The 23257-nt window shown below is 69.7% G+C and carries 21 protein-coding genes; 18 read left to right on the forward strand and 3 right to left on the reverse strand.

The genetic code is table 11. The annotated features are described in order from the left end of the window. Positions 1-17 precede the first annotated feature (17 nt). The 10 genes from ACOACQ_RS10260 to ACOACQ_RS10305 all read left to right on the forward strand — a co-directional run bounded on the left by ACOACQ_RS10260 (position 18) and on the right by ACOACQ_RS10305 (position 12389). Positions 18-1595 carry an MFS transporter gene (locus tag ACOACQ_RS10260; RefSeq protein WP_420288225.1) on the forward strand — a complete coding sequence of 526 codons (1578 nt, stop codon included), beginning with the start codon at positions 18-20 and terminating at the stop codon, positions 1593-1595. A 29-nt stretch (positions 1596-1624) separates the two neighbouring features. Then, the gene (locus ACOACQ_RS10265) at positions 1625-2419 is read left to right on the forward strand and encodes an SDR family NAD(P)-dependent oxidoreductase (protein ID WP_420288226.1); all 795 of its coding nucleotides are present in this window, start codon (positions 1625-1627) and stop codon (positions 2417-2419) included. After that, the gene (locus ACOACQ_RS10270; RefSeq protein ID WP_420288227.1) at positions 2416-3192 is read left to right on the forward strand and encodes an SDR family NAD(P)-dependent oxidoreductase; all 777 of its coding nucleotides are present in this window, start codon (positions 2416-2418) and stop codon (positions 3190-3192) included. The genes ACOACQ_RS10265 and ACOACQ_RS10270 overlap by 4 nt, the downstream gene beginning before the upstream one ends. Positions 3193-3399: 207 nt before the next feature. Further along, positions 3400-5772 carry a M4 family metallopeptidase gene (locus ACOACQ_RS10275; protein WP_378596196.1) on the forward strand — a complete coding sequence of 791 codons (2373 nt, stop codon included), beginning with the start codon at positions 3400-3402 and terminating at the stop codon, positions 5770-5772. Between the two features lie 189 nt (positions 5773-5961). Beyond that, positions 5962-6315 (forward strand): hypothetical protein, encoded by a 354-nt coding sequence (locus ACOACQ_RS10280; protein WP_378596195.1) that lies wholly within the window; start codon positions 5962-5964, stop codon positions 6313-6315. A gap of 108 nt (positions 6316-6423) precedes the next feature. Continuing rightward, on the forward strand, positions 6424-7371 hold the full coding sequence (locus tag ACOACQ_RS10285) for a hypothetical protein (protein WP_420288228.1): 948 nt from the start codon (positions 6424-6426) through the stop codon (positions 7369-7371). Further along, positions 7368-8498, forward strand: coding sequence for a hypothetical protein (locus ACOACQ_RS10290; protein ID WP_420288229.1), 1131 nt, complete (start codon positions 7368-7370; stop codon positions 8496-8498). Before ACOACQ_RS10285 ends, ACOACQ_RS10290 begins: the two co-directional genes overlap by 4 nt. Next, complete coding sequence (locus ACOACQ_RS10295; RefSeq protein ID WP_378596606.1) at positions 8495-9199, forward strand: ABC transporter ATP-binding protein; 705 nt, start codon at positions 8495-8497, stop codon at positions 9197-9199. Before ACOACQ_RS10290 ends, ACOACQ_RS10295 begins: the two co-directional genes overlap by 4 nt. Further along, positions 9196-10380, forward strand: a complete 1185-nt coding sequence (locus ACOACQ_RS10300) for an ABC transporter permease (protein ID WP_378596605.1) — start codon at positions 9196-9198, stop codon at positions 10378-10380. Before ACOACQ_RS10295 ends, ACOACQ_RS10300 begins: the two co-directional genes overlap by 4 nt. An 11-nt stretch (positions 10381-10391) precedes the next feature. Continuing rightward, positions 10392-12389, forward strand: coding sequence for an ATP-binding cassette domain-containing protein (locus tag ACOACQ_RS10305; protein WP_420288230.1), 1998 nt, complete (start codon positions 10392-10394; stop codon positions 12387-12389). On the opposite strand, the gene ACOACQ_RS10310 is transcribed toward ACOACQ_RS10305, so the two are convergent. Further along, positions 12386-12898 carry a hypothetical protein gene (locus tag ACOACQ_RS10310; RefSeq protein ID WP_420288231.1) on the reverse strand — a complete coding sequence of 171 codons (513 nt, stop codon included), beginning with the start codon at positions 12896-12898 and terminating at the stop codon, positions 12386-12388. The two genes, ACOACQ_RS10305 and ACOACQ_RS10310, sit on opposite strands and share 4 nt — an antisense overlap. A 127-nt stretch (positions 12899-13025) precedes the next feature. On the opposite strand from ACOACQ_RS10310, the gene ACOACQ_RS10315 reads away from it, so the two are divergent. Next, positions 13026-14513, forward strand: coding sequence for a DNA-3-methyladenine glycosylase 2 family protein (locus ACOACQ_RS10315; protein WP_420288232.1), 1488 nt, complete (start codon positions 13026-13028; stop codon positions 14511-14513). A gap of 31 nt (positions 14514-14544) precedes the next feature. After that, a complete protein-coding gene (locus ACOACQ_RS10320; protein ID WP_378596600.1) occupies positions 14545-15024 on the forward strand; it encodes a methylated-DNA--[protein]-cysteine S-methyltransferase in 480 nt (159 codons plus the stop codon). A 2-nt stretch (positions 15025-15026) separates the two neighbouring features. On the opposite strand, the gene ACOACQ_RS10325 is transcribed toward ACOACQ_RS10320, so the two are convergent. Continuing rightward, the gene (locus ACOACQ_RS10325; protein ID WP_056714163.1) at positions 15027-15749 is read right to left on the reverse strand and encodes an IclR family transcriptional regulator; all 723 of its coding nucleotides are present in this window, start codon (positions 15747-15749) and stop codon (positions 15027-15029) included. Positions 15750-15800: 51 nt separating this feature from the next. Here ACOACQ_RS10325 and leuC point away from each other — a divergent pair, with 51 nt between their 5' ends. The 4 genes from leuC to ACOACQ_RS10345 all read left to right on the forward strand — a co-directional run bounded on the left by leuC (position 15801) and on the right by ACOACQ_RS10345 (position 20678). After that, positions 15801-17213, forward strand: coding sequence for a 3-isopropylmalate dehydratase large subunit (leuC, locus tag ACOACQ_RS10330; protein WP_378596599.1), 1413 nt, complete (start codon positions 15801-15803; stop codon positions 17211-17213). Positions 17214-17216: 3 nt separating this feature from the next. Continuing rightward, a complete protein-coding gene (gene leuD, locus ACOACQ_RS10335; RefSeq protein ID WP_378596598.1) occupies positions 17217-17816 on the forward strand; it encodes a 3-isopropylmalate dehydratase small subunit in 600 nt (199 codons plus the stop codon). 62 nt (positions 17817-17878) lie between these two features. Continuing rightward, positions 17879-19822: an LTA synthase family protein gene (locus tag ACOACQ_RS10340; RefSeq protein WP_420288233.1), complete on the forward strand. Its 1944-nt coding sequence runs from the start codon at positions 17879-17881 to the stop codon at positions 19820-19822. A gap of 175 nt (positions 19823-19997) precedes the next feature. Beyond that, positions 19998-20678 carry an HU family DNA-binding protein gene (locus tag ACOACQ_RS10345; RefSeq protein WP_420288234.1) on the forward strand — a complete coding sequence of 227 codons (681 nt, stop codon included), beginning with the start codon at positions 19998-20000 and terminating at the stop codon, positions 20676-20678. 61 nt (positions 20679-20739) lie between these two features. On the opposite strand, the gene cofC is transcribed toward ACOACQ_RS10345, so the two are convergent. Continuing rightward, positions 20740-21399 carry a 2-phospho-L-lactate guanylyltransferase gene (cofC, locus tag ACOACQ_RS10350; RefSeq protein WP_420288235.1) on the reverse strand — a complete coding sequence of 220 codons (660 nt, stop codon included), beginning with the start codon at positions 21397-21399 and terminating at the stop codon, positions 20740-20742. 61 nt (positions 21400-21460) lie between these two features. On the opposite strand from cofC, the gene ACOACQ_RS10355 reads away from it, so the two are divergent. Next, positions 21461-22216, forward strand: coding sequence for a lysophospholipid acyltransferase family protein (locus ACOACQ_RS10355; protein WP_420288236.1), 756 nt, complete (start codon positions 21461-21463; stop codon positions 22214-22216). Further along, entirely contained in the window at positions 22213-23241 is a 1029-nt protein-coding gene (locus ACOACQ_RS10360; RefSeq protein WP_378596592.1) for an NAD(P)H-dependent glycerol-3-phosphate dehydrogenase, read from the forward strand. The genes ACOACQ_RS10355 and ACOACQ_RS10360 overlap by 4 nt, the downstream gene beginning before the upstream one ends. The last annotated feature ends 16 nt before the right edge of the window (positions 23242-23257 follow it).

Genomic DNA, 23257 nt, shown 5'->3' on the forward strand with positions numbered 1-23257 from the left:
CCGGGAGCGGGGGCCCGGTGCGTTCACCGGGGGCCTCCCCGCTGCTGGCGCTGCGCTTCGCCCGCTTCCGGGTGCTCGTGCTGCTCCAGCTGGTCAACGCGATCGCCGTCTGGATGCACGTCGTCGCCGGCCAGTGGACGATGACCGAGGCCGGCCGTTCGGCCACCGTGGTCGCCGCGGTGCCGGCGGCGATGAGCCTGCCGTTCTTCGTCCTCTGCCTGCCCGTCGGCGCCCTCGTCGGTCGGGTCTCGCCCGTCCGGATGATGGCGTCGGCGACCGCGCTCTCGGCGCTGGCCAGCGCCACCGCAGCGCGGCTGTCCGTGACGCGCCCCGACGCGGTCCTGCCGATGCTGTTGACCGTGGTCGCCATCGGCAGCGGTCTGGTCGGGCTCGCGATTGCGTGGCAGTCGCAGATCCCGCGGCTCGTCGACCGGCCGGCCCTGGCCTCCGCCGCCCTCGTCGACGGCGTGACCTTCAACCTGGCGCGTGCCGTCGGTCCGGTGGTCGGCGGTGTCGGGCTGTCGCTGGTGGGTGGGCCCACCACCTTCGTCGTGACGGCCGCGCTCTTTGCTGGCTGTGCCGTCGCGATGGCCGCGGCCGCACCGCGGACGCTGGCGGTGGCGTCGACCGGCGAGAGCCTCATGCGGTCGATCCGGGGCGGGCTCCGCTTCACCCGGCACTCGCCGTGGACGCGCCGGTTGCTGCTCCGGCTGTGCCTGTTCGGAGTGCCGTCGGCCGCGCTCTGGGCGCTGCTCCCGCTCGTGGTCCACGACCGCCTGGGACTGGACTCCAACGGCTTCGGGCTGCTCTTCGCAGCGGTCGGAGTCGGGGCCGTCGGCGGCACGGTGCTGCTCGCGCCCGTGCGCGCACGGCTTGCCGTCAACCACTTCGGGTTCGCCGGGTCGGTCGCCTTCGGCCTGATGCTCGCGGGCCTCGCGCTCAGCTCGGACCGGGTCGTGGTCGGTGCGCTCCTGGTGCTGGGCGGAGCCGCCTGGGTCGGTGTACAGACGACCTGGATGACGGCGGCGCACCAGGCACTTCCCGACTGGGTGCGACCGCGGATCATCGCCCTCATCCTGCTGGCTTTCCAGGGCTGCCAGGCGCTCGGCGCCCTCGCCTGGGGTGTGCTCGCCGACCTCATCGGGCTGAGCGGCGCGCTGGGTGTCGCGGCGGTGCTGATGGCCATCGCCGCGAGCGGTTTCCTCAGGCACGGCCTGCTCCCCAGTGACGGCATCGCGCCGGACCTGGCGGAGGTCGAGACGCCCAGCCTGGGCGAGGTGGAGCTGGACCGACCGGTACGGATCGAGGTGACCTACGTGCCGTCGTACGACAAGGTGCCGGCGTTCCTCGAAGCCGTCGAGGCACTCCGGCTCTCGCGGCAGCGCCTGGGCGCGAGCCGCTGGGAGCTCCTGGTCGACCTGGAGCATCCCGGCGTGTTCGTGGAGACCTTCCCGATGAACTCGTGGGCCGACCACGTCGCGTCGGAGACCGTGCGGTTGACCGTTCCCGAGCACCGACTCCGCGAGCACGTCTGGCGGCTGCTCGACGAGGAGCCGCGGACCCGCGTGCTGCTGGACGCACTGATGACCCACTGAAGAACCAGATCAATGAGAGGAACTGAGCGATGAGCACCGAAGCTCGCTTCGCAGGAAAGGTCGCGCTGGTGACGGGAGGTGCGTCCGGCATCGGCGCCGCCGTCGTCCGCCGGCTGGCGGCAGAGGGCTGTGCCGCGGTCGTGATCGCCGACCTCAACGAGGAGAGCGCAGAAGCCATGGCTGCTGAGCTGCCGACCGTCCGGCCGGCGCGCGTGGACGTCTCCCGGGCCGCCGATGTCGATGCCGTCGTCGATGCGACGGTGGCCGAGCACGGGCGCCTCGACGTGGTGATCCACGCCGCGGGCGTCGACGACCCGGCGTCGAAGGCGTTGCTGAACGCAGCCCGTGCCGCAGGGACGCCCATCGATGCCTTGCGCACGGTCACTGACGACACGTGGCGGCGACTGATGGCGGTCAATCTCGACGGCACCTTCCACGTGTTGCGGGCCGCGGCCCGCGTGATGGTGCCGCGAGGTGAGGGCGCCGTGGTCACGGTGAGCTCGTCAGCCGCCTTCGACACCCTCACCGGCTATGGGCCGTACGCCGCCTCGAAGGCCGGTGCGCAGGCGCTGACCCAGGCAGCCGCCAAGGAGCTGATCGCCTTCGGTGTCCGGGTGAATGCGGTCGCACCCGGGCCCGTGGACACCCCCATGGCATCGCGGACGCCCGACGGGCTCCGGAGCGCGATGAACGGATCCGGCGTCCCCGGCTATGCGGCGCCGGAGGAGATCGCGGACAGCATCTGCTACCTCGCCTCACCCGCCGCCGCCAACGTCGTCGGAGCCGTGCTGCTCAGCAACGGTGGCAGGTTCACCGTCTCGTGAGCGGCGCCAGCATGCGCGGGAAGGTCGCGCTCGTCACCGGCGCGACCGGCGGTCTCGGCAGCGCCGTCAGCGCGCTGCTGCATGAGGAAGGCGCGACGGTCTACCTGACGGACGTCGACCAGGAGCGAGGCGAAGCAGCGGCCGCGGACCTCGGTGACCATGCCCGATTCATCCGGCTCGACGTCACGGACGAGGACGCGTGGACGGCCGCGATCGCGCAGGTGGAGGGCGACGGCGTACGCCTGACGACGCTCGTCAACTGTGCCGGTGCAGCCCTGAAGAAGTCGCTCGTCGACACCACCCTCCCTGAGTTCCGCAGGATCCTCGACCTCAACCTGACCGGGACGTTCCTCGGCGTCCGTGCCGCCGGGCGACACCTGGTCGACGGCGGTGCGATCGTGAACCTCTCCTCGCTCAACGGCGTCCTCGCCACGGCCGAGCTCGGTGCCTACGTCGCCTCGAAGTTCGCCGTGTCGGCATTGACGCGGGTCGCTGCCCTCGAGCTCGCGGACCGCGGCATCAGGGTCAACGCCGTGTGTCCGGGCAGCATCGAGACGCCGATCACCGACGGCGCCGACTTCGCCGACACCGACTGGGACGCCTACGTGCGCACCATTCCGCTGGGTCGGCGCGGCGTTCCGGAGCAGGTCGCGCAGGCCGTGCGCTACCTCGCGTCCGACGAGAGCAGCTACGTGACGGGGACCGACCTGGTGGTCGACGGCGGAGTCGCCGCGGGACGCCGTACGCCGCGACGGGGAGCAGAAGCGGTCTGACCGCAAGGCGTGGCGCCTTGGCTCATGTTCTTGCATTGCTCTAACTCGCAGGTCCCGCCCCATTGACGGCGAAATCAGCCTGGCAACAGGTTGGGCTCTGGTCGGTCCAGCATTCATCCTCGCCGGGTCGGCCTCCAGCCGGCTCGCCCGACTCCCCAGAACCGGGGCGCGACGAGCCCAACTCTCAAGAGGAGTGTGGGTCAAGAAGTGAAACGCAACCTGATGGGTGGCCTCGTCGCCACCCTTGTCGCCGCCTCGGCACTTGCCGCGGCACCCCTCGCAGTTCAGTCCGCGCACGCGGACACCGTCGTCGCCGCCTCTCCCGGCAAGGACGATCCGAAGAAGCGTGCCCACCAGTCCGCGCAGGCGCTGGTCAACAGCCGTGCCCCGCAGCTCAAGGTGAGCGGCAGCGAGAAGTTCGTCGCCGAGCCCGTGGTCAGCGGCGGAGCCGGCCTGCAGTTCGCGCCGTACACGCGGACCTACGAGGGCCTCCCGGTGCGCGGCGGCGACTTCGTCGTCGTCACCAACCGTGACGGGCAGATCCTCGACACGACCGTGGCGCAGAAGCGCGCGATCGGGAACCTGGCGGTGACGCCGAAGGTGAGCGCGAAGTCGGCCACCACGTCGGCGAAGGCGACGCTCAGCAAGGCCGAGCTGCGCGGCACGCCGGAGCTCGTGGTCCACGCGCTCACGACGCCCCAGCTGGCGTGGAAGGTGACCGTCAGTGGTCTCACGACCGACGGCGACCGCTCGGTGCGCGACATCTACGTCGACGCCGTCCAGGGCGCCGTCCTCGAGGCGGACGAGCTGGTGCACTTCGCGACCGGCAGCGGCACCGGCCACCACAACGGTCCGAGCCCCTTGTCGATCGAGACCACGCAGGGCGCCTCGTCGTACTCGCTCGCCGACCCCAACACCCCGGGGCTCGACTGCCGCATCGACAACAACGCCACCACCACCGTCCCGGTGCTCTCGGGCCCGGACAACGTCTGGGGTGACGGCACCGGCCTGAGCAAGGAGACCGGCTGCGTCGACGCCCTGTACTCCCTGCAGACGCAGGAGAAGATGCTCAGCCAGTGGCTCGGCCGCGAAGGCTTCAAGGCCAATGGCGACGGCTGGCAGACCCGGGTCGGCAAGGACGAGATCAACGCGTTCTACTGCCCGCCGGGCCTGAGCGAGCCGGGCTACTGCAACGGCACCGAGTGGGTCCGCATCGGCCACAACCAGGCCAACACCGAGTGGCTGACGAACCTCGACGTGATGGCGCACGAGTACGGCCACGGCATCGACCAGAACACGCCGGGCGGCCACTCCGGCGGCCAGACCAGCGAGTTCGTCGGTGACGTCTTCGGGGCACTGACCGAGCACTACGCCAACCAGTCCAGCACCTACGACGAGCCGGACTACCTGATCGGCGAAGAGGTCGACCTGGTCGGCGACGGCGAGATCCGCAACATGTACAACCCCTCGGCCAAGGGCGACCCGAACTGCTACTCCAGCTCGATCCCGAACACCGAGGTGCACTCGGCCGCCGGGCCCGGCAACCACTGGTTCTACCTCCTCGCCGAGGGCACGAACCCGGTCGGCAAGCCCTCCAGCACGACCTGCAACAACGGAGGAACGCTGACCGGCATCGGCATCCAGAAGGCCGGCAAGATCTTCTACAACGCGATGCTGATGAAGACCACCAGCTCGAACTACCTGAAGTACCGCACCTGGACTCTCACCGCCGCGAAGAACCTCTACCCGGGTTCGTGCGTGGAGTTCAACGCGGTCAAGGCGGCATGGAACGCCGTCTCCGTCCCGGCGCAGACCGCTGACCCGACCTGCACCACGGCCGGCAACACGGTCACCGTCACCAACCCGGGCAACCGCACCGGCACCGTCGGCACGGCCACCTCGTTGCAGCTGACCGGATCGTCCTCGGGCGCCGGCCAGACCCTGACCTGGTCGGCCACCGGCCTGCCGGCGGGGCTCTCGATCAACGCCAGCACCGGCTTGATCTCGGGTACGCCGACGACGGCCAGCACGTCCAACGTCACCGCCACTGCGACGGACACCACCGGGGCAACGGGCTCGACGAGCTTCACGTGGACCATCAGTGGCGGCGGCACGCCGTCCGGCAACCTGTTGAAGAACCCCGGGTTCGAGTCGGGATTCGTTGACTGGACCGGCACCAGTGGGCCGATCACCAACAACACCGGTCGTCCCGCACGCACCGGCACCTGGAAGATGTGGCTCGGCGGCAACGGCTCCACGTCGACGGAGAACGAGAACCAGTCGGTCACGATCCCCGCGACGGCAACCTCGGCGACGCTGACCTTCTGGGTCAGGATCGACACGGCGGAGACGACGGGCACGACGGCCTACGACACCGCGAAGGTGCAGATCGTCAACGGTACGACGACCAGCACCCTGGCGACGTACTCCAACCTCAACAAGTCGACCAGCTACGTCCAGAAGACGTTCGACCTGTCGGCGTACAAGGGCAAGACCGTCACCTTGAAATTCCTGATGAACGAGGACTCGTCGCTCCAGACGAGCTTCGTCATCGACGACACGGCGATCAGCGTCGGCTAGTCGGACACATCACGAGGCGGGCGGTCACCGGGACACCGGTGGCCGCCCGCCTTGCGCGCAGTGCATGGTGAGGCCCGTCACAGCCTGCTAGTCTCCGCGCACCTCGGGCGCGCATCAGGGCCTGCCCCTGGACGAAAGGGAATGCCGATGCGAATGATCTTCAGGTCCTTGGCCGTAGGAGCAGCCTCAGTGGTTGTCCTGGCAGGGACGACGGTCACGGCCGACGCCACTGCGTGGAGCAACTCGATCAGCTGGGGTAGCCACCTGCGATCCGAGATCATCTTCGACAACTCGGGAAGCGAGACCCTGTACGTCCGGGACGCCTACGTCGACAGCTACGGCGCGTATGGCCAGTGGTGGGCACCGGCCAAGAGCGGCACGTGCAACGACACCAACGGCGGCGGTTCGACGTCAACGGTCTGCGGGTCGTTGAACATCGCGGAGGGCGCCGACTTCGACGCCAACCTGTGTTCCAAGGACTACGACGGCAGCACTCTCCGTGACTCCATCTGCACGGGACGCTTCGAGTTCGGCAACGGCTAGGGTCGGACAACGACGCAGTCCTGCTTCTCCACGGTGCTGCGGCGGGTTCCGACGGAACCACGCCGCAGCACCGTGTCAGTGTCCACACGATTTCATTGAAGGATGTGCATGCGCTCAAGCACGATCGCGGGGTGCTGCGCCGTTGCGGCGATGCTGGTGTCCGGTTGCGGGGGCTCCGACGGCGGTGGCAAGCCACCGTTCCGAACGCCGGACCTGGGCGATGTCGCGGTGGTCACCGCTGACGTCCAGCTCCCGTTCGACCGGTACGAACTCTCGTCGGCGGACAGGGTCCGCATCCAAGCCGGTCATGCACGCCTGATCGAGGACTGCCTCCACGATCGCGGCTTCGACGTCCGGATGTTCGGTGACTACCTGCGTCCACCGGGAATCGTGCCCTGGGGAGGCCCGGTCGGAACGATGACCAGGGACCACGCATCGCGTCTCGGCTACCAGGCCGGTCCCGAGGATCCCTTCAAGCTGGGCGCCGGCATCTACACGAGGACGCTGGACAACATCACCCTCGACCCCCAGATGGACCCGACCCTGCGGAGCGATCCTCAGTTCCAGAGCGCCCTCCACGGTGCGGTGGAGGACGAGGCCCCGCTGCCGGAGGGCGTCGAGCTGCCGACGCTTTCCCCCGGGGTCGAACCCTTCGAACAAGGCTGCTTCGAGGTCGTGGACAAGCAGCTGGACGCTCCGCTGCCCGACACCCTCGGCTTGTCGGGCGACGTCATCGATCTCGCCGTGGTGCATCCGGACGTGGCCGAACGCATGGAGGCGTGGACTGCCTGCATGGAGGTTCGGGGTCACCAGTACAAGACGGTGGTCGATCCCATCCGCCAGTACAACTTCGAGGAGGTGTCGGCCGCGCAGACGCGGACGGCCGTGGACGACGTGGAGTGCACCCAGGAGAGCGGATGGGCGAACTACTTCTACGCGGCCCTGGCCGACTACGAGGAGCAGGCCATCGTCCGCGAGCCTGAACTGCTCGAGGCGCAGCTCGCTGGCCAGCAGCAGCGGCTCGAGGCCGTCGAGCGGGAACTGGGCAAGCTGTGAACCGCGCGGGGAGTCGGCGGACCGCGCTCGCCGTCGTCGTGGCCGTCGCCGTGGTGGTCGGCGGGCTCGGGTTCGTGGTCGGTGGCCAGCTGCGTTCCCCGGCCGACGTCCTGGCCGACACCGCGCCCCCGCCGGACAGCGTGCTCACTGCTGCTGTCGTCCGTGGAACCGCTGCCCAGCCGCAGGTCGTCACGGGACTCGTCGACTGGAGACGAAGGATCCCGGTCTCCGTTCCCACTCCATCGGACGGCCTGCCGCCGGTGGTGACACGGGCGGTCAAGCGCATCGGGGACACCATCACCGCGGGTGAGGTTCTCCTCGAGGTGGCCTACCGACCCGTGATCGTCCTTCCGGGCCGCATCCCGATGCTGCGGGACCTGCGCCCGGGGGACACGGGCAGGGACGTGGCTGCCTTGCAGGCCTCGCTGCGGAAGTCAGGACGCGCCGTCGCCGACAGGAGTGGCGAGTTCGGGCCATCGACGCAGGCCGCGGTCGCCGACCTGTACTCGGATGCCGGGTACGACGCCCCGGTGCTCGACGGCGCTGCCCCGGCCACCGGAGGCGCGGGTGCGTCGGCCGCGGAGCTCGTGTTCGTGCCGCAGCTGCCGGCCCACGTCATCGACCTTCCCGGCAGGGTTGGCGACAACGTGGCCGACAAGGGGGGAGCCCTGGCGGCAGGCAAGCCCGTCGTCCAGGTCGCCGTGTCTGCGGACGTTGCTGCGACGCTCACGCCGGGCACCGAGGTGGGCGTCCGCGTCCTGAGCACGGGCAACGAGCTCGCCGGCAGGGTCGAACGGGTCGGTGCGGTCACCGAGTCCGACGAGTTGGGCGTGCACGCGCCGGTGACCGTCGTGACGGACCAGCCGATCTCGGCGCGATCGGTCGGCACCAAGGCCGAGGTGGAGCTCGGCGTTTCCTCCGATCGGCCGGAAGGGCTGCTGGTGCCTGCGTCGGCCCTGTTGACGTCCGCGAAGTACGGGACCTATGTGCGTCGGACGGTTGCTGGTCGCGAGCAGGTGGTGCGGGTCCGCGTCGAGGACGCGGAGGACGGGCTCGCGGTGGTCAGCCCCCTCGACGGGGACAAGCTGGTCGTCGGCGACGACGTGGTCATCGGGGCGAAGCGGTGAGCCCCTCGGCTCCGGTCATCGTTCTTCGCCAGCTCACGAAGCAGTTCGTCGGCCCGCCGCCCCTCGACGCGTTGCGAGCTGTCGACCTTGATGTCCAGCCCGGGGAGTTCCTCACCGTGCAGGGCCGGTCAGGATCGGGAAAGTCGACGTTGCTCAACCTTCTCGGGCTCCTGGATCGACCGACGAGCGGTACCTACGAGCTCGGTGGCGTGGAGACCTCCACCCTGGGTGAACGAGAGCGCACCTGGCTCCGGGGCACCGAGATCGGGTTCGTCTTCCAGTCCTTCCAGCTGCTCGCCGACCGGAGTGCGGTCGAGAACGTGATGATGGGGCTGCTCTACCGCGCGACACCAGCACGCAAGGCGCGCGAGGAATCCATGTCCGCCCTGGAACGGGTCGGACTCGCGGACCGTGCGATGCAGCTGCCGTCCAGGATGTCCGGTGGTGAACGCCAGCGAGTGGCGATCGCACGGGCGATCGTCGGCACGCCCAGTGTCCTTCTGTGCGACGAGCCGACGGGCAACCTGGACACGCAGAACAGCGACGTGGTGATGGAGATGTTCAGCGAGCTGAACGCGGCCGGATCCACGATCGTCCTCATCACCCACGACAGGGACATTGCTGCCGTGGGAGACCGTCGCATGTTCCTGCGCGACGGCGTGCTGAGCGAGATCTCGCCCTCGGATGTCCACGCGCGATGAAGCGCGAGATGCGATCGGCCGTCCGCCGCGGCGGGCTCATCGGTGAAGCTGTCGACGGGGTCACGCGGCGGCCCGTTCGGTCGGTGCTCACGGCCCTCGGCACGATCCTGGGGATCGGTGCCTTCGTTGCCGTCCTGGGGCTCGCGTCGACCACCAATGCCCAGGTGTCGGACACCTTCTCGTCCCGCGACGCGACGCGGGTGGGGCTCGAGTACGCCGACACCGTCGCCCGGGCCACGTTTCCGGACCGGGCCGAGACGGCCGTCACCGACCTGGTGGGCGCGAAGGCGGCGGGCATCACCCTGGACACGGGATTCACGCCTCGTCGTTCCAACGGTCCGGACACCTCGTCGGACGCCGCAGGCTTCCCTGTCTTCGGCGTGAGTCCCGGCTACTGGGGGGCCGTGCGGCCGGAGCTCCTCCAGGGCCGTGTCATTGACTCCTCCCTCGCCGAGTCCAGGGTCGCGGTCATCGGGGAGCGAGTGGCCACGTACTTCGGGATCCACGACCTCCAGGAACTGCCGTACCTGTTCGTCAACGGTGATGCCTTCCTCGTCGTCGGGATCGTCAGGACCGCCGAGTACGACGAAGTGACCGCCACGTCGGTCACCATTCCGCTGGACTACGCGCGGCGTCACGTCGTTGACGGAAGCGAGCAGATGATCATCACGACGGATCTCGGAGCCGTCGAAGCCATCGCCCGGCAGGCGCCCCTCGCCGTCGCCCCCGCGCATCCGTCCTCGCTGCAGGCGAAGTACACACCGCGGGCCAAGGCCCTCGATGTCGCGGTGTCACGTGACCTGGAGAAGCTGTTCCTGGCGCTCGCCGCCGTTTGCCTGCTGGTCGGTGCCATCGGCATCGGGAACGTGACCCTGATCTCGGTCATGGAACGGGTGTCGGAGATCGGCCTCCGGCGCTCCCTGGGGGCCCTCCCGCGCCACATCCTCACGCAGTTCCTGCTCGAGGCGGGCCTGCTGGGTCTCCTCGGCGGGCTGGTCGGTGGGGTGCTGGGCCAGCTGGTCGTGCTGTGCGTGTCCTACCTGCAGCAGTGGACGCCGACGATGGAGCCCTGGCTGCTGCTCGGATCCGCGCCAGCGGGCGTACTCATCGGAGTTCTCGCCGGTCTTCTTCCCGCTGCCCGCGCGGCGCGCATCGAGCCGGTGGACGCCTTCCGTCGCTAGCGTGGGGAGCGATGACCGCGGTGGCTCCCGACCCGGAGGTGCTCGACGACGCCAGCGTCGCCGAGGGCTCCGTGCTGCGGGTGCGCGTCGGCTCCGCCGTCCATGTGTACGACGACGCGCGGGCCACGCTCGGCAAGCTGGTCTTCGTGCGCCGCGGCGCCTTCTGGTCGCTCGTCGACGGTGGCGTCCGGGGCGGGATGTTCCTCGACGGGTGCCGTGTCCAGCAGCTGCCGCTGTTCCCCGACCGCCCGGTGACCGTGCACATCGGTGCGACGGACGGCCCGGGCGTGGAGCTGGCGGTCGACCGGCCGGTCGAGCCCGCGCCCGCACCGGTCCCCGCGCCCGCCCCTGTCCAGGGACGCCGTGCACTGGTCGCCGAGCACCTGGTGGTCAGGACCGCGGCGGGACGGGTCCTGCTCGACGACGTCGACCTCGTCCTCGGCCCGGGCACGCTCACGGCGCTGATCGGTCCCTCGGGTGCAGGGAAGTCCACGCTGCTGCGGGTGCTGACCGGACAGCAGCAGCCGTCGGGCGGCTCGGTCCGGTGGCGTGGTGTCGACGTCCATCGCGACTACGACGCGGTGCGCTCCCAGATCGGGCTGGTGCCCCAGGAGGAGATCCAGCACCCGCAGCTGGAGGTCCGCCAGTCCCTGGAGTTCTCCGCGCGGCTCCGGCTCCCTTCAGGTACCACCGAGGGCGAACGGGACCGCCGCGTCGAGGAGGTGATCAGCCAGGTCGGGCTCGACCGGCTGCGCGGCCACCGGATCGGCAGCCAGTTGTCGGGCGGACAACGCAAGCGGGTCTCGATCGCCACCGAGCTGCTGACCGCGCCGCCGTTGCTGTTCCTCGATGAGCCGACCTCCGGACTCGACCCGGGCATGGACCGCTCGGTGATGCAGGAGCTGCGCGGGCTCGCGGAGGCGGAGCGCGTGGTGGTCGTCTCCACCCATTCGGTGCTCGGGCTGGAGACCTGCGACAACGTCGTGGTGCTCGCTCGAGGTGGACGCGTGGTCCACGTCGGTCCGCCAGACGGCCTGCTCGACCACTTCGGGGTCCCGGACCACCCGGCCCTGTTCGACCTCCTGGACTCCTCCACGTCGCAGCTGCGGCACACCGAGGCGAAGGTGCGCACCCCGATCGTGGGCGCCGCCCCCGTCCGCCCGGTGTCGCGGTCGGCGCAGGTCGCCACCCTGATCCGCCGCAACGTGGCGCTGTTGCGGGCCGATCGCCTGCACCTCGGCATGCTCGTGCTGATGCCGCTCGTCCTGGCGGGTCTCAGTCGACTCGTCCAGGGCGCGGCCGGCCTGTCCCTGCACGTCGCCGAGCGAGTGCCCGGCGGTGCACCGGACGGCACCGAGCTCACCCAGCGCCTGACGCTGCTCGTGATCGCGGCGTCCCTGATGGGCGCGGCGATGACGGTGCGTGAGCTCGTGGGCGAGCGCGCGATCTTCCGGCGTGAGTACGCCGTCGGCCTCTCGCCCGGTGCGTACGTCGCCAGCAAGGCCGTCGTACTCGGCCTCGCCTGCTTCGGGCAGGGCGTCCTGGTCACGTGGCTGTCGCTGCTCGGCCTTCCCGAACAGGACCACGGCGGGGGAGTCCGTGGCTGGGGCTGGTGGGAGATCGCGCTACCGATCGGGCTGCTCGCCGCGGTGATGGCGCTCGCCGGACTCTGCGTCTCGGCTGCGGTGCGCACCGTCGAGCAGACGGCACCGGCCCTGGTCGGCCTGGTGATGAGCCAGATCGTGCTGGCCAGCGCGCTGGTCCAGTTCGCCGGCCGGCCCGTGCTCGAGCAGCTGTCGTGGCTGGCTCCCAGTCGCTGGGCCTATGCGGCGATGGCCTCGAGCACCGACCAGCAGCGCACCTTGCAGGGCGCCCCGGACGCTGCCCGCGACCCGTTGTGGTCCCACGGTGTCGCGGAGTGGGACCACGCGGTCCTGGCCCTGGCGGCGGCCGGCGTCATCCTGTGGCTGGTGCTGCTCCGGACCGTCCGCCGGTCGCGATCGGCCTAGGCCTTCGGAGCGGCCGGCTTGCGTGCCGCCTTCTTCTGCTCGGCCTTCTTCGCTGAGGGCTCGCGCGGTGCGGTGGCCGCACTCGGCTTCGCCCGGGATGCGCGGGTCTTCGGGGGCGTGGGATCGGTGCCGACGAGGGCGAACACCGGGGCGGTCACCTTCTCGAGTGCGCTGACGGCCTCGGCGTGGCGCTCCGCCAGTGCCCGGACGACGCCCGCGAGGTCCTCCTGCGCCTCCGCGAGGGTGGCGACGGTGTCGGCCAGCTCGCGCTGGCGGACGATGAAGTCCTGGAGCGGCTGGGCCGTGGATCCGGCCAGGCCGGTCACCGCGGTGGCCATGCCCGCGACGACGCCGGCGAGGTCGCCGACCTGGCGGGCGAGCTCGTCGGGCTGCGTCACGCCGGTGATCGCGGTGTCGCGGACCGTGCGCAGGGTGTCGGACGCGAGCTTGATGGCCAGCTGGTTCGACTTGATCAGCAGGTCCAGCGGGTTGAGCGGGGATTCAGCCATGGCGACAGGGTGGCAGACCGTCGGCTCGATGGGGAGGGATTGCGCTGCGCCGCGCCGGGAGCACCCGGTCCACCGCCGTGTCCGATTTCCGCGAGTCGTTGTCGGTGGCGGCAGGCAGGATGGGGGCATGGAGATCACGACAGGGACGGAGCGACTCGACTTCGAGCGGTGCTATGTCGTCGTCCAGTCGCGGGATCGGCGATTCGACGGCGTGTTCTACACCGCCGTCCGGACGACCGGCATCTACTGCCGCCCCTCGTGCCCGGCGCGCACGCCGGCATCCCGCAACGTCTCGTTCCACCGCACCGCCGCGGCCGCGCAGACCGCCGGCTACCGCGCGTGCAAGCGGTGCCTCCCGGACGCGACGCCCGGCAGCCCGGACTGGGACCTCGCAGCCACCGTGGCCGGCCGCGCGATGCGCCTGATCGCCGACGGCGTCGTCGACCGGGAAGGGGTCAGCGGACTCGCTGCGCGGCTGGGCTACACCTCCCGCCACCTGTCGCGCCTGCTCACCACCGAGCTCGGCGCCGGGCCGCTCGCGCTGGCCCGCACGCAGCGGGCGCAGACCGCACGTGCACTCGTCGAGAGCACGGCGCTGAGCCTGACCGACGTCGCCTTCGCGGCCGGCTTCTCCAGCGTGCGGCAGTTCAACGAGACGATGCAGGAGGTCTACGCCGCGACCCCGAGCGAGCTGCGTGGCCGCCGCGGGGGCCGGGGCGACACCACCGGAGCGATCGAGCTCCGGATCGCGGTCCGCACCCCGTTCTCCGGCCGGACGTTGTTGCGCTTCCTCGCCGACCGGGCAGTGCCCGGCATCGAGGTCGCGGAGGTCCGCCCCGACGGCTCCGGCTGGTACGCCCGCACCCTCGACCTGCCGCACGGTCCGGGCACCGCGCGCGTCGAGCTCGCCGACGTCGACGGAGTCGGGTCGTCGTACGTCCCGATGGTGCTGCGGCTCGACGACCTGCGCGACACCGCAGCGGCCGTCGCGCGGATGCGGGCGCTCCTCGACGCGGACGCCGACCCCGTCGCCATCGACGCCCATCTCGGGTCGGATCCCGTGCTGGCGCCCCTCGTCGTCCGGCGTCCCGGCTTGCGGGTGCCCGGTCACGTCGACGGCGTGGAGCTCGCCGTCCGTGCCGTCCTAGGCCAGCAGGTCACGGTGGTCGCTGCGCGTACTGCAGCGGCCCGGCTCGTGGCGGCCCACGGGCGACCGGTCACCACGCAGGTCGATGGCCTCACCCACCTCTTCCCGGATGCCGCGACCGTCGCGGCGATCGACCCGGAGGAGTTCCGGATGCCTCGCGCCCGCGCCCGCGCGCTGGTGGGGATGACGGCCGCGCTGGCCAACGGCGACCTCGCCCTCGACCGTGGGCCGGACCGCAACGACGTACGCCGCAACCTGGTCGCACTCCCCGGCATCGGACCGTGGACGGCCGACTACATCGCGCTGCGCGCGCTCGGCCACCCCGACGTGTGGCTGCCGACCGACGTCGGCGTGCGCAACGCCCTGGCCGGCCGTGCGCCGGTCGATCCCGATCGTTGGGCGCCCTGGCGCTCGTACGCGCTTCTCCATCTCTGGACGTCCCTCGCGGACGTCCCTGCCGACCAGTAGTGACATCCCGACGGGAAGAATGAGGAAAACCATGTGGACTGTCGTTGAATCGCCCATCGGGCCGCTGCGCATCGTGGAGCAGGCGGGCGCCATCACCGCGATCGAGTTCTCGCCGTTCCGAGACAACGACGGCCGGCCGCGAGGCCCGCAGGCCGATCAGGCGCCCGTGCTGCAGAGGGCCGTCAGCCAGCTGGCCGAGTACTTCGCCGGTGACCGCACCGAGTTCGACCTGCCGCTCGCCCCGTCCGGGACCACCTGGCAGCGTTCGGTGTGGGAGCAGCTCGAGAAGATCGCCTACGGCGAGACGGCGTCGTACGGCGAGATCGCGGCCCGGCTGGGCAAGAGCAATGCCGCTTCACGCGCTGTCGGCACCGCCAACGGGTCGAACCCGATCCCGATCGTCATTCCCTGCCATCGCGTCATCGGCGCCGACGGCACGCTGACCGGGTACGCCGGCGGCATCGAACGCAAGCAGGCACTGCTCGAGCTCGAGCAGGATGCCCTCTTCTGACGCTATTCGGCAGCAGCGCGGCGCAGCGACTCGGACAGCCGTTCGGCGGCCGCGAGGACGGCCGGTGCGTGCATCCGGCCGGGCTGGCGTGAGAGGCGCTCGAGGGGACCGGACACCGACACGGCGGCGATGACCTTGCCGCCGGGGGAGCGGACCGGCGCGGAGACCGAGGCCACGCCCTGTTCGCGCTCGCCCACCGACTGGGCCCAGCCGCGACGACGGATGGCCGAGAGCTCGGCAGCCGAGTAGGCGGCGTTCTGCAGGCCGCGGTGGATGCGCTCCGGGTCGTCCCAGGCGAGCAGCACCTGGGCGGCGGAACCGGCGCGCATGGTCAGCTGCGAGCCGACCGGGATCGTGTCGCGCAGCCCGGAGGGCCGCTCGGCGGCCGCGACGCAGACGCGGTGGTCGCCCTGGCGACGCCAGAGCTGGGCGGACTCGCCGGTGATGTCGCGCAGTCGCGCCAGCACGGGACCGGCGGTCGCGAGCAGGCGGTCCTCGCCGGCGGCTGCGGACAGCTCGGCCAGGCGCGGTCCGAGCACGAAGCGGCCCTGCATGTCGCGGGCCACCAGTCGGTGGTGCTCGAGGGCCACCGCCAGGCGGTGGGCCGTCGGCCGGGCCAGGCCGGTGCCGGCCACCAGGCCGGCCAGGGTCGCCGGGCCGGACTCCAGTGCCGTGAGCACCAGGGCCGCCTTGTCGAGTACGCCGACGCCGCTCGAGTTGTCCATATGGCAATACTGCCGTCTCGGATGATGGGATGCAAGTTGTACAGTGGGGTCATGGCAAAGACGCTCAGTGAAAAGGTCTGGGATGAGCATGTCGTCCGATCGACGGCAGGAGAGCCCGACCTCCTCTACATCGACCTCCACCTCATCCACGAGGTCACCAGCCCACAGGCCTTCGACGGCCTGCGGCTCGCGGGCCGTTCGGTCCGTCGCCCTGACCTGACGCTCGCGACCGAGGACCACAACGTCCCGACGCTCGACTGGGACAAGCCGATCGCCGACCCGGTCAGCAAGACCCAGGTCGACACGCTGCGCAAGAACGCCGCGGAGTTCGGTGTCCGGCTGCACCCGCTCGGTGACATCGAGCAGGGGATCGTGCACGTGGTCGGCCCGCAGCTCGGCCTGACCCAGCCCGGCATGACCATCGTCTGTGGCGACTCGCACACCAGCACCCACGGGGCGTTCGGCGCGATCGCGTTCGGTATCGGCACGTCCGAGGTCGAGCACGTCCTCGCGACCCAGACGCTGATGCAGGCCAAGCCCAAGACGATGGCCGTGACGATCAACGGCAGCCTGCCCGCCGGCGTCACCGCCAAGGACATGGTGCTCACCCTGATCACGCACACCGGCACCGGTGGCGGCCAGGGCTACATCGTCGAGTACCGCGGCCAGGCCATCGAGGAGCTCTCCATGGAGGGCCGGATGACCGTCTGCAACATGAGCATCGAGTGGGGCGCGAAGGCCGGCCTGATCGCACCCGACCAGACCACCTTCGACTACATCGAGGGCAAGCCCGAGGCGCCCAAGGGTGCCGACTGGGATGCTGCCGTCGCGCACTGGAAGACGCTCGTCACCGACGAGGACGCCGTGTTCGACAAGGAGATCGTCCTCGACGCCTCGACCATGACGCCGTTCGTGACCTGGGGCACCAACCCGGGCCAGGGCGTGGCGCTGGGTGGCGTCGTACCGACCCCGTCCGACTTCGAGGACGAGCAGGACCGCGTCGCCGCCGAGAACGCCTTGACCTACATGGGCCTGACCGCCGGTACGCCGATGCGCGAGGTCAAGGTCGACACCGTGTTCGTCGGGTCCTGCACCAACGGCCGGATCGAGGACCTGCGGCTCGCCGCCGACATCCTCAAGGGCCACAAGGTCGACCCGAACACCCGACTGCTGGTCGTCCCGGGCTCGGTCCGGGTGCGGATGCAGGCCGAGGCCGAGGGTCTCCACGAGATCTTCATCGCCGCAGGGGCCGAATGGCGCGGTGCGGGGTGCTCGATGTGCCTGGGCATGAACCCCGACCAGCTCACGCCGGGCGAGCGCAGTGCCTCGACGTCCAACCGCAACTTCGAAGGCCGTCAGGGCAAGGGTGGCCGTACCCACCTGGTGTCCATCCCCGTCGCTGCCGCCACTGCTGTGCGCGGCACCCTGTCGTCACCTGCTGACCTGGTCAGCGTGGAGGTCTGAGTCATGGAGAAGTTCACCAGCCACACCGGCATCGGCGTGCCGCTCAAGCGCAGCAACGTCGACACCGACCAGATCATCCCCGCGGTCTACCTCAAGCGCGTCACGCGCACCGGCTTCGAGGACGGGCTCTTCGCTGCCTGGCGCAACGACCCGGACTTCGTGCTCAACAACGAGACCTACGCCAGCGGTTCGGTGCTCGTCGCCGGCCCGGACTTCGGCACCGGCTCGTCGCGTGAGCACGCCGTGTGGGCGCTGCAGAACTACGGCTTCAAGGTCGTCCTGTCGGCCCGCTTCGCCGACATCTTCCGCGGCAACTCCGGCAAGGCCGGCCTCGTGGCCGCGCAGGTCGACGAGAAGGTCATCCAGCGCCTCTGGGACCACCTCGACGAGAACCCGGGTGCGCAGATCACCGTGGACCTCGAGAACAAGACCGTCAGCACGCCCGGTGGAGAGGTCGAGGACTCCTTCGACATCGACGACTACACGCGCTGGCGCCTGCTCAACGGGCTCGACGACATCGGCATCACCCTGGGCAACAAGGACGACATCGCGGCGTACGAAGCCGGACGCCCTGCCTGGAAGCCGGTCACGCAGCACGCCTGACCCGCGCAGCGGTCTCATCAGCAATACAAGAGGGCATGGAGTGAACGCGTAAAGTTCACTCCGTGCCCTCTGTCGTTCAGCCCGATCGAGCGATCGAGGAACCCGCGCCCGCTGACGCTCCTGTCGCGATCGAACCGGCGCCGCTCCGGACGGTGCTGCGCCGCGGCCTGATCGGCAGCCTGCAGGCGGCGTTGGCCACGGCCGTCGTGCTGGAGGCCTCGACCCTGGGCCTGTTCTACCCGCGCTGGTTCAAGGACCAGTTCTTCGACGGTGGCGCGTTCTACCTCGACACCCTGGTGATCTGGATCCTGATCGGCTTCCTGTGGGCCGTGCTCGGGCGGTTGTGGTGGTCGATCGGCCTGGTCATGGCGCTGGCCCTGACCGTCGGCATCGGCAACCTCGTCAAGATCCAGCTTCGCGAGGAGCCGGTCTACCCGAGCGACCTCGACTTCATCCGCGAGCCCGGCTTCCTGACCTCCATGGTCTCGCCGGTCTTCCTGGTCGTCGCCCTCGCCCTCATCGTCGGTGTCGTCGTCGCAGCAGTGCGGATCGGGCGCCGGATGAGTGTGCGCTATCCCCGCCCCCGCCTCCGTTCCCTGCCTCGCGAGCACGCCCTCCTCGTCGTCGGCCTGCGGCTGGGCGTCGGCGTCATGGCCGCGCTGCTGCTGATGCAGACCACCCAGTTCAACCAGCCCGGCAACGTGTGGCGCGGTCTCTACGAGCTGCGCGGCAACGACTGGCGCTACTGGAGCCAGAAGACCAACTACCGCTCGAACGGCTTCGTTGGCGGGTTCCTGTTCAACATGCCGGTCAGTGCCATGGCCAGGCCGAAGGGGTACGACGAGGCGGAGATGGCGCGGATCGCCGATCGCTACTCCGCGCTCGCCGAGGACCTGAACGCCGAACGGACGGGCAGTCTCGACGACGTCAACGTGGTCCTGGTGCTCAGCGAATCCTTCACCGACCCCACGGAGCTCAAGGGCTTCGACCTGGAGCGGGACCCGATTCCGCGGACCCGGGCGCTGATGCAGGACACGACGTCCGGCCACATGCTCGCCCAGATGTACGGCGGCGGCACGGCCAACATGGAGTTCGAGACTCTGACCGGGCAGTCCCTCGGGCTGTTCCGTCCGCAGATGCTGTCGCCGTATCAGATGCTCGTGCCGGACCAGACGGACTACCCGTCGGCCGTCGGCTGGTTCAAGAGCCAGGGGCACGAGGCGATCGCCGTCCATCCCTACCGGGTCGGGATGTACAAGCGCGAGCAGGTCTACGAACGCTTCGGCTTCCAGTCCTTCATCCACGACACGACCATCGGCGAGACCGACACGATCGACGACAACCCCTACATCTCGGACAAGTCGGCCTTCGACGAGGTGCTCACCCAGATCGACGAACACGACAAGCCGTTGCTGGTGAATCTCGTGACGATGCAGAACCACATTCCCGTCGATCACAATTACGACGACCCGATCAAGGTGACGGGCGCCGGCGACAACGGCAAGAAGATCGGCCAGTACGCCCGCGGCCTCGAACACACCGATGAAGCACTCGCGGCCTTCCTCGAGAAGCTGACGGATGGTCCCGAGAAGACGATCGTGCTCTTCTACGGCGACCATCTGCCGGGCATCTACGGTTCAAAGGTCAAGAACGACAACGCCGGCCTGTCGCTCTATCGAACGCCTTTCCTGATCTGGAGCAGCGAGCCCGGACACAACGTGGCGCGTCCCGTTCCGATGACGAGCCCGTCCTTCTTCCTGCCCCTGCTGTACGACGTCGCGAACGCGCCGATGCCGCCGTACCTCACCCTGCTCGACCAGGTCCACCAGCACGTGCCCGCGATCCAGCAGGGTCGTCTCCTCGACACCAACGGGGAGCTGGTCAAGGAGTCCGAACTGGACCCCGAAGCCGCGCAACTACTGACAGATCTGCGTCTCGTGCAGTTCGACTTCTCCATCGGCGGGCGTTTCGCACTGGACCGGATGTGGCCCGGTTCGGCCTCCTGAATGGCCAATTCGGCCGAAATACCGTGCTTTCCGGGAAAAAACAGCGCTAAACACGGCGTGGTGATTGTGAGTGTGGCCACTAGTGCCTAGCGTGCCCTGAAAGGACGGCCGGGCGAGGGCTCGGCCGCAACAGCCCAAGGGACGCCCGATGAGGCGCGTTTCGGAAGGACAAGTAGTGAACAAGTCTCAGTTGATCGACGCGCTGGCCGACCGATTCGAGGGCAGCCGCAAGGACGCGTCCCACGCGCTTGACGCGGTTCTCGACACGATCACCCGCCAGGTAGCCAAGGGTGAGAAGGTCGCCATCACCGGCTTCGGCTCCTTCGAGAAGGCCGTGCGCAACGCCCGTTGGGTGCGCAACCCGCAGACCGGCGAGCGGGTCAAGACCAAGAAGAAGGCCGTTCCGAAGTTCAGCGCTGGCGCTGACCTGAAGAACGTCGTCTCCGGTGCGAAGAAGCTCGCGCCGCTTCCGAAGAAGGCCGCGGTCGCGACGAAGGCTGCCGCGACCAAGCAGGCTGCTCCGGCGAAGAAGGCTGCTGCTCCGGCCAAGAAGGCCGCGACCTCCGCGGTCAAGAAGGCTGCTGCTCCCGCCAAGAAGGCTGCTGCTCCGGCGAAGAAGGCCGCTGCTCCCGCCAAGAAGGCCGCGACCTCCGCGGTCAAGAAGGCTGCTGCTCCGGCGAAGAAGGCCGCAGCTCCCGCCAAGAAGGCCGCGACCTCCGCGGTCAAGAAGGCTGCTGCTCCCGCCAAGAAGGCCGCTCCGGCCAAGAAGGCGGCTCCGGCCAAGAAGGCGCCGGCTGCCAAGAAGGCTCCGGCCAAGAAGGCTCCCGCGAAGAAGGCCGCTGCCAAGAAGGCCTGACCTCGCGCAGTTCCTTGATCGGGTCGTCCTCCTTCGGGAGGGCGGCCCGATTGCCTTTTCGTCAGTCCTGGGCCAGTTGTACGACGGCGAGCGCCTGCGCCGTCGCCACGCCGACGCCGAGCGACACGGCGTCGCGCAGGTCGCCGAGGTCGTCGACGTCACGTCGCAGGGTGGCCACCTCGCCCGGAACCTCCTGGGCATCGACGGCATGGCGTTGCGCCGAGTCCGGACCGAAGCGCGGGTCGAAGTCGTCGTACCCGGCGGAGTAGAAGGTGGTGCCCGTGCCGTCGGCATCGCGCACGAAGCAGGCCGTGGTCGTCGCTGCGAACTCCAGGGCTGCGGCGAGATCGATCGGTGCCAGGGCGGGCAGGTCGGCGCACAGGGCGACCGGGCGCAGGTCCGGCCTCTCGTCGTGCACCACGGCCGCTGCGTGGCGCAGGGCGGCGTTGAGTCCGCCGCCGGGATCGGCGCAGGTCACGGCGCCCCGTTCGGCCAGGGTGGCCGCGAAGTCGGCGTCGTCGCTGACGACCAGGACCCCAGCGACACCGGGTGTCCGCAAGCAGGCATCGACGGCGTCGGTGGCGAAGGCGCCGGCCAGCAGGCCACGGTCCGCATCGCTCAGCGTGGCCATCCTCGACTTCGCGGTGCCCGGGGACTTGACCGGCAGCACGATGACGAAACCACCCGGACGCGAGACCACGACGATCATCTTCGCAGGCACGGGAAGCGACGCGTGTCGCGCCCTGAAGTGGTCGGGGTCACTGACCGGTAGCCTGCGTCTCGTGACGGTGCGAAGACTGCAGGAGAAGCGGGGCTGGGCGTTCAACATCGCGGTGCCGGTGATCAAGTCGTTCCTGCTCAGCACCACACGCAGGGAGTGGATCGGCGGGGACAACCTGCCCGAGACGGGCGGCTTCATCGTCGCCCTCAACCACATCTCCCACCTCGACCCGCTGACCGCTGCGCACCTGGTCTATGACCACGGACGCAAGCCGCGCTACCTCGCGAAGTCGGGGCTGTTCGACAACAAGGCGCTCGGCTACTTCCTGCGCAGCGCCGGTCAGATCCCGGTCAAGCGCGAGACCAGGGACGCCGTCGGTGCCTACGCCGCGGCGGTCGATGCCATCCGGGCCGGCCAGTGCGTGGTGATCTACCCCGAGGCCACGATCACCCGCGACCCCGGGATGTGGCCGATGAAGGCGAAGTCGGGTGCCGCCCGGATCGCGCTCGAGACGGGCTGCCCGGTCATCCCGGTCGGGCAGTGGGGCGCCCAGGACATGCTTGCGCCGTACACGAAGAACCCTCATCTGTTCCCGCGCCACAAGGTGGTCATGCGGGTCGGGGAACCCGTTGACCTCGAGGACCTGCGTACCCAGCAGCGGACCCCGGCGATCGTCAACGAGGCGACCGACCGGATCATGGCCGCCATCACCCACCAGCTCGAGCTGGTCCGTGGTGAGACTGCTCCCGCGGAGCGCTACGACATGGCGGTGCAGGGCGACCGGTTCAAGAAGCAGAAAAAGGCGAAGGGCAAGTGAACGGACTCGTGGGGAATCTGTCGGGCAACAAGGTTGCCGTGCTGGGTGCTGGTTCGTGGGGCACGGCGTTCTCGATCGTGCTGGCCGATGCCGGCAACGACGTCAGCATCTGGGCCCGTCGCGAGGAGGTGTCCGTCGCGATCAACGAGGGACACGAGAACGTCGACTACCTCCCGGGCATCGAGCTCCCGCGCACGATCACCTCGACCCATGACCCCGAGGAAGCGCTTGCGGGTGCCGACATCGTCGTCCTCGCGGTCCCGTCGCAGTCGTTGCGGGAGAACCTCCCCGCCTTCCTGCCGTACGTCGACCACGAGGCCGTGTTCGTCTCCCTGATGAAGGGCGTCGAGCTCGGCACGCTGAAGCGGATGTCGGAGGTGATCGCCGAGGTCGGTGACATCGGTGCCCACCGGATCTCCGTCGTCAGCGGCCCCAACCTCGCCCGCGAGATCGCCCGTCGTGAGCCCGCAGCCTCCGTCGTCGCGTGCGCCGACGAGAACGTCGCGACCCTGCTGCAGAAGCGGATGCACTCGCCGGCGTTCCGTCCCTACACGAGCGTCGACGTCCTCGGCTGTGAGTTCGGTGGCGCCTACAAGAACGTCGTGGCGCTGTGCGTCGGCATGGCCGTGGGCCTCGGGTTCGGGGACAACACCACGGCGTCCCTGATCACGCGCGGCCTCGCGGAGACGGCCCGACTCGCCATGAACCTCGGCGCCAACCCGCTGACCCTGATGGGCCTGGCCGGCCTCGGCGACCTCGTCGCCACCTGCTCGTCGCCGCTGTCGCGCAACCGGACCTTCGGCGAGAAGATGGGCCAGGGGATGACGGTCGAGGACATCTACGCGTCGACCCGGCAGGTCGCCGAGGGTGCGAAGTCGTGCTCGTCGCTGCGGGCGCTGGCCGCCCAGCTGGGTGTCGACGCCCCGATCGTCGATGCCGTCGACGACGTGGTGGCCGGCAACCTCACGACGTCCGGCCTGATGGAGGCCTTCATCGCCCGCGACACGAAGTCAGAACTGAGCTGACGGCGCGAGCGAGCGG

Origin of the sequence: Nocardioides sp. CPCC 206347 (assembly GCF_048654605.1) — a bacterium.
GTDB lineage: Bacteria > Actinomycetota > Actinomycetes > Propionibacteriales > Nocardioidaceae > Nocardioides.

Excerpts from the sequence above, each read along its gene's own strand:
- ACOACQ_RS10265 (WP_420288226.1), top strand. The coding sequence starts at position 1,625 with ATGAGCACCGAAGCTCGCTTCGCAGGAAAGGTCGCGCTGGTGACGGGA.
- ACOACQ_RS10285 (WP_420288228.1), top strand. The coding sequence starts at position 6,424 with ATGCGCTCAAGCACGATCGCGGGGTGCTGCGCCGTTGCGGCGATGCTG.
- ACOACQ_RS10300 (WP_378596605.1), top strand. The coding sequence starts at position 9,196 with ATGAAGCGCGAGATGCGATCGGCCGTCCGCCGCGGCGGGCTCATCGGT.
- ACOACQ_RS10305 (WP_420288230.1), top strand. The coding sequence starts at position 10,392 with ATGACCGCGGTGGCTCCCGACCCGGAGGTGCTCGACGACGCCAGCGTC.
- ACOACQ_RS10310 (WP_420288231.1), bottom strand. The coding sequence starts at position 12,898 with ATGGCTGAATCCCCGCTCAACCCGCTGGACCTGCTGATCAAGTCGAAC.
- ACOACQ_RS10315 (WP_420288232.1), top strand. The coding sequence starts at position 13,026 with ATGGAGATCACGACAGGGACGGAGCGACTCGACTTCGAGCGGTGCTAT.
- ACOACQ_RS10320 (WP_378596600.1), top strand. The coding sequence starts at position 14,545 with ATGTGGACTGTCGTTGAATCGCCCATCGGGCCGCTGCGCATCGTGGAG.
- ACOACQ_RS10325 (WP_056714163.1), bottom strand. The coding sequence starts at position 15,749 with ATGGACAACTCGAGCGGCGTCGGCGTACTCGACAAGGCGGCCCTGGTG.
- leuC (WP_378596599.1), top strand. The coding sequence starts at position 15,801 with ATGGCAAAGACGCTCAGTGAAAAGGTCTGGGATGAGCATGTCGTCCGA.
- leuD (WP_378596598.1), top strand. The coding sequence starts at position 17,217 with ATGGAGAAGTTCACCAGCCACACCGGCATCGGCGTGCCGCTCAAGCGC.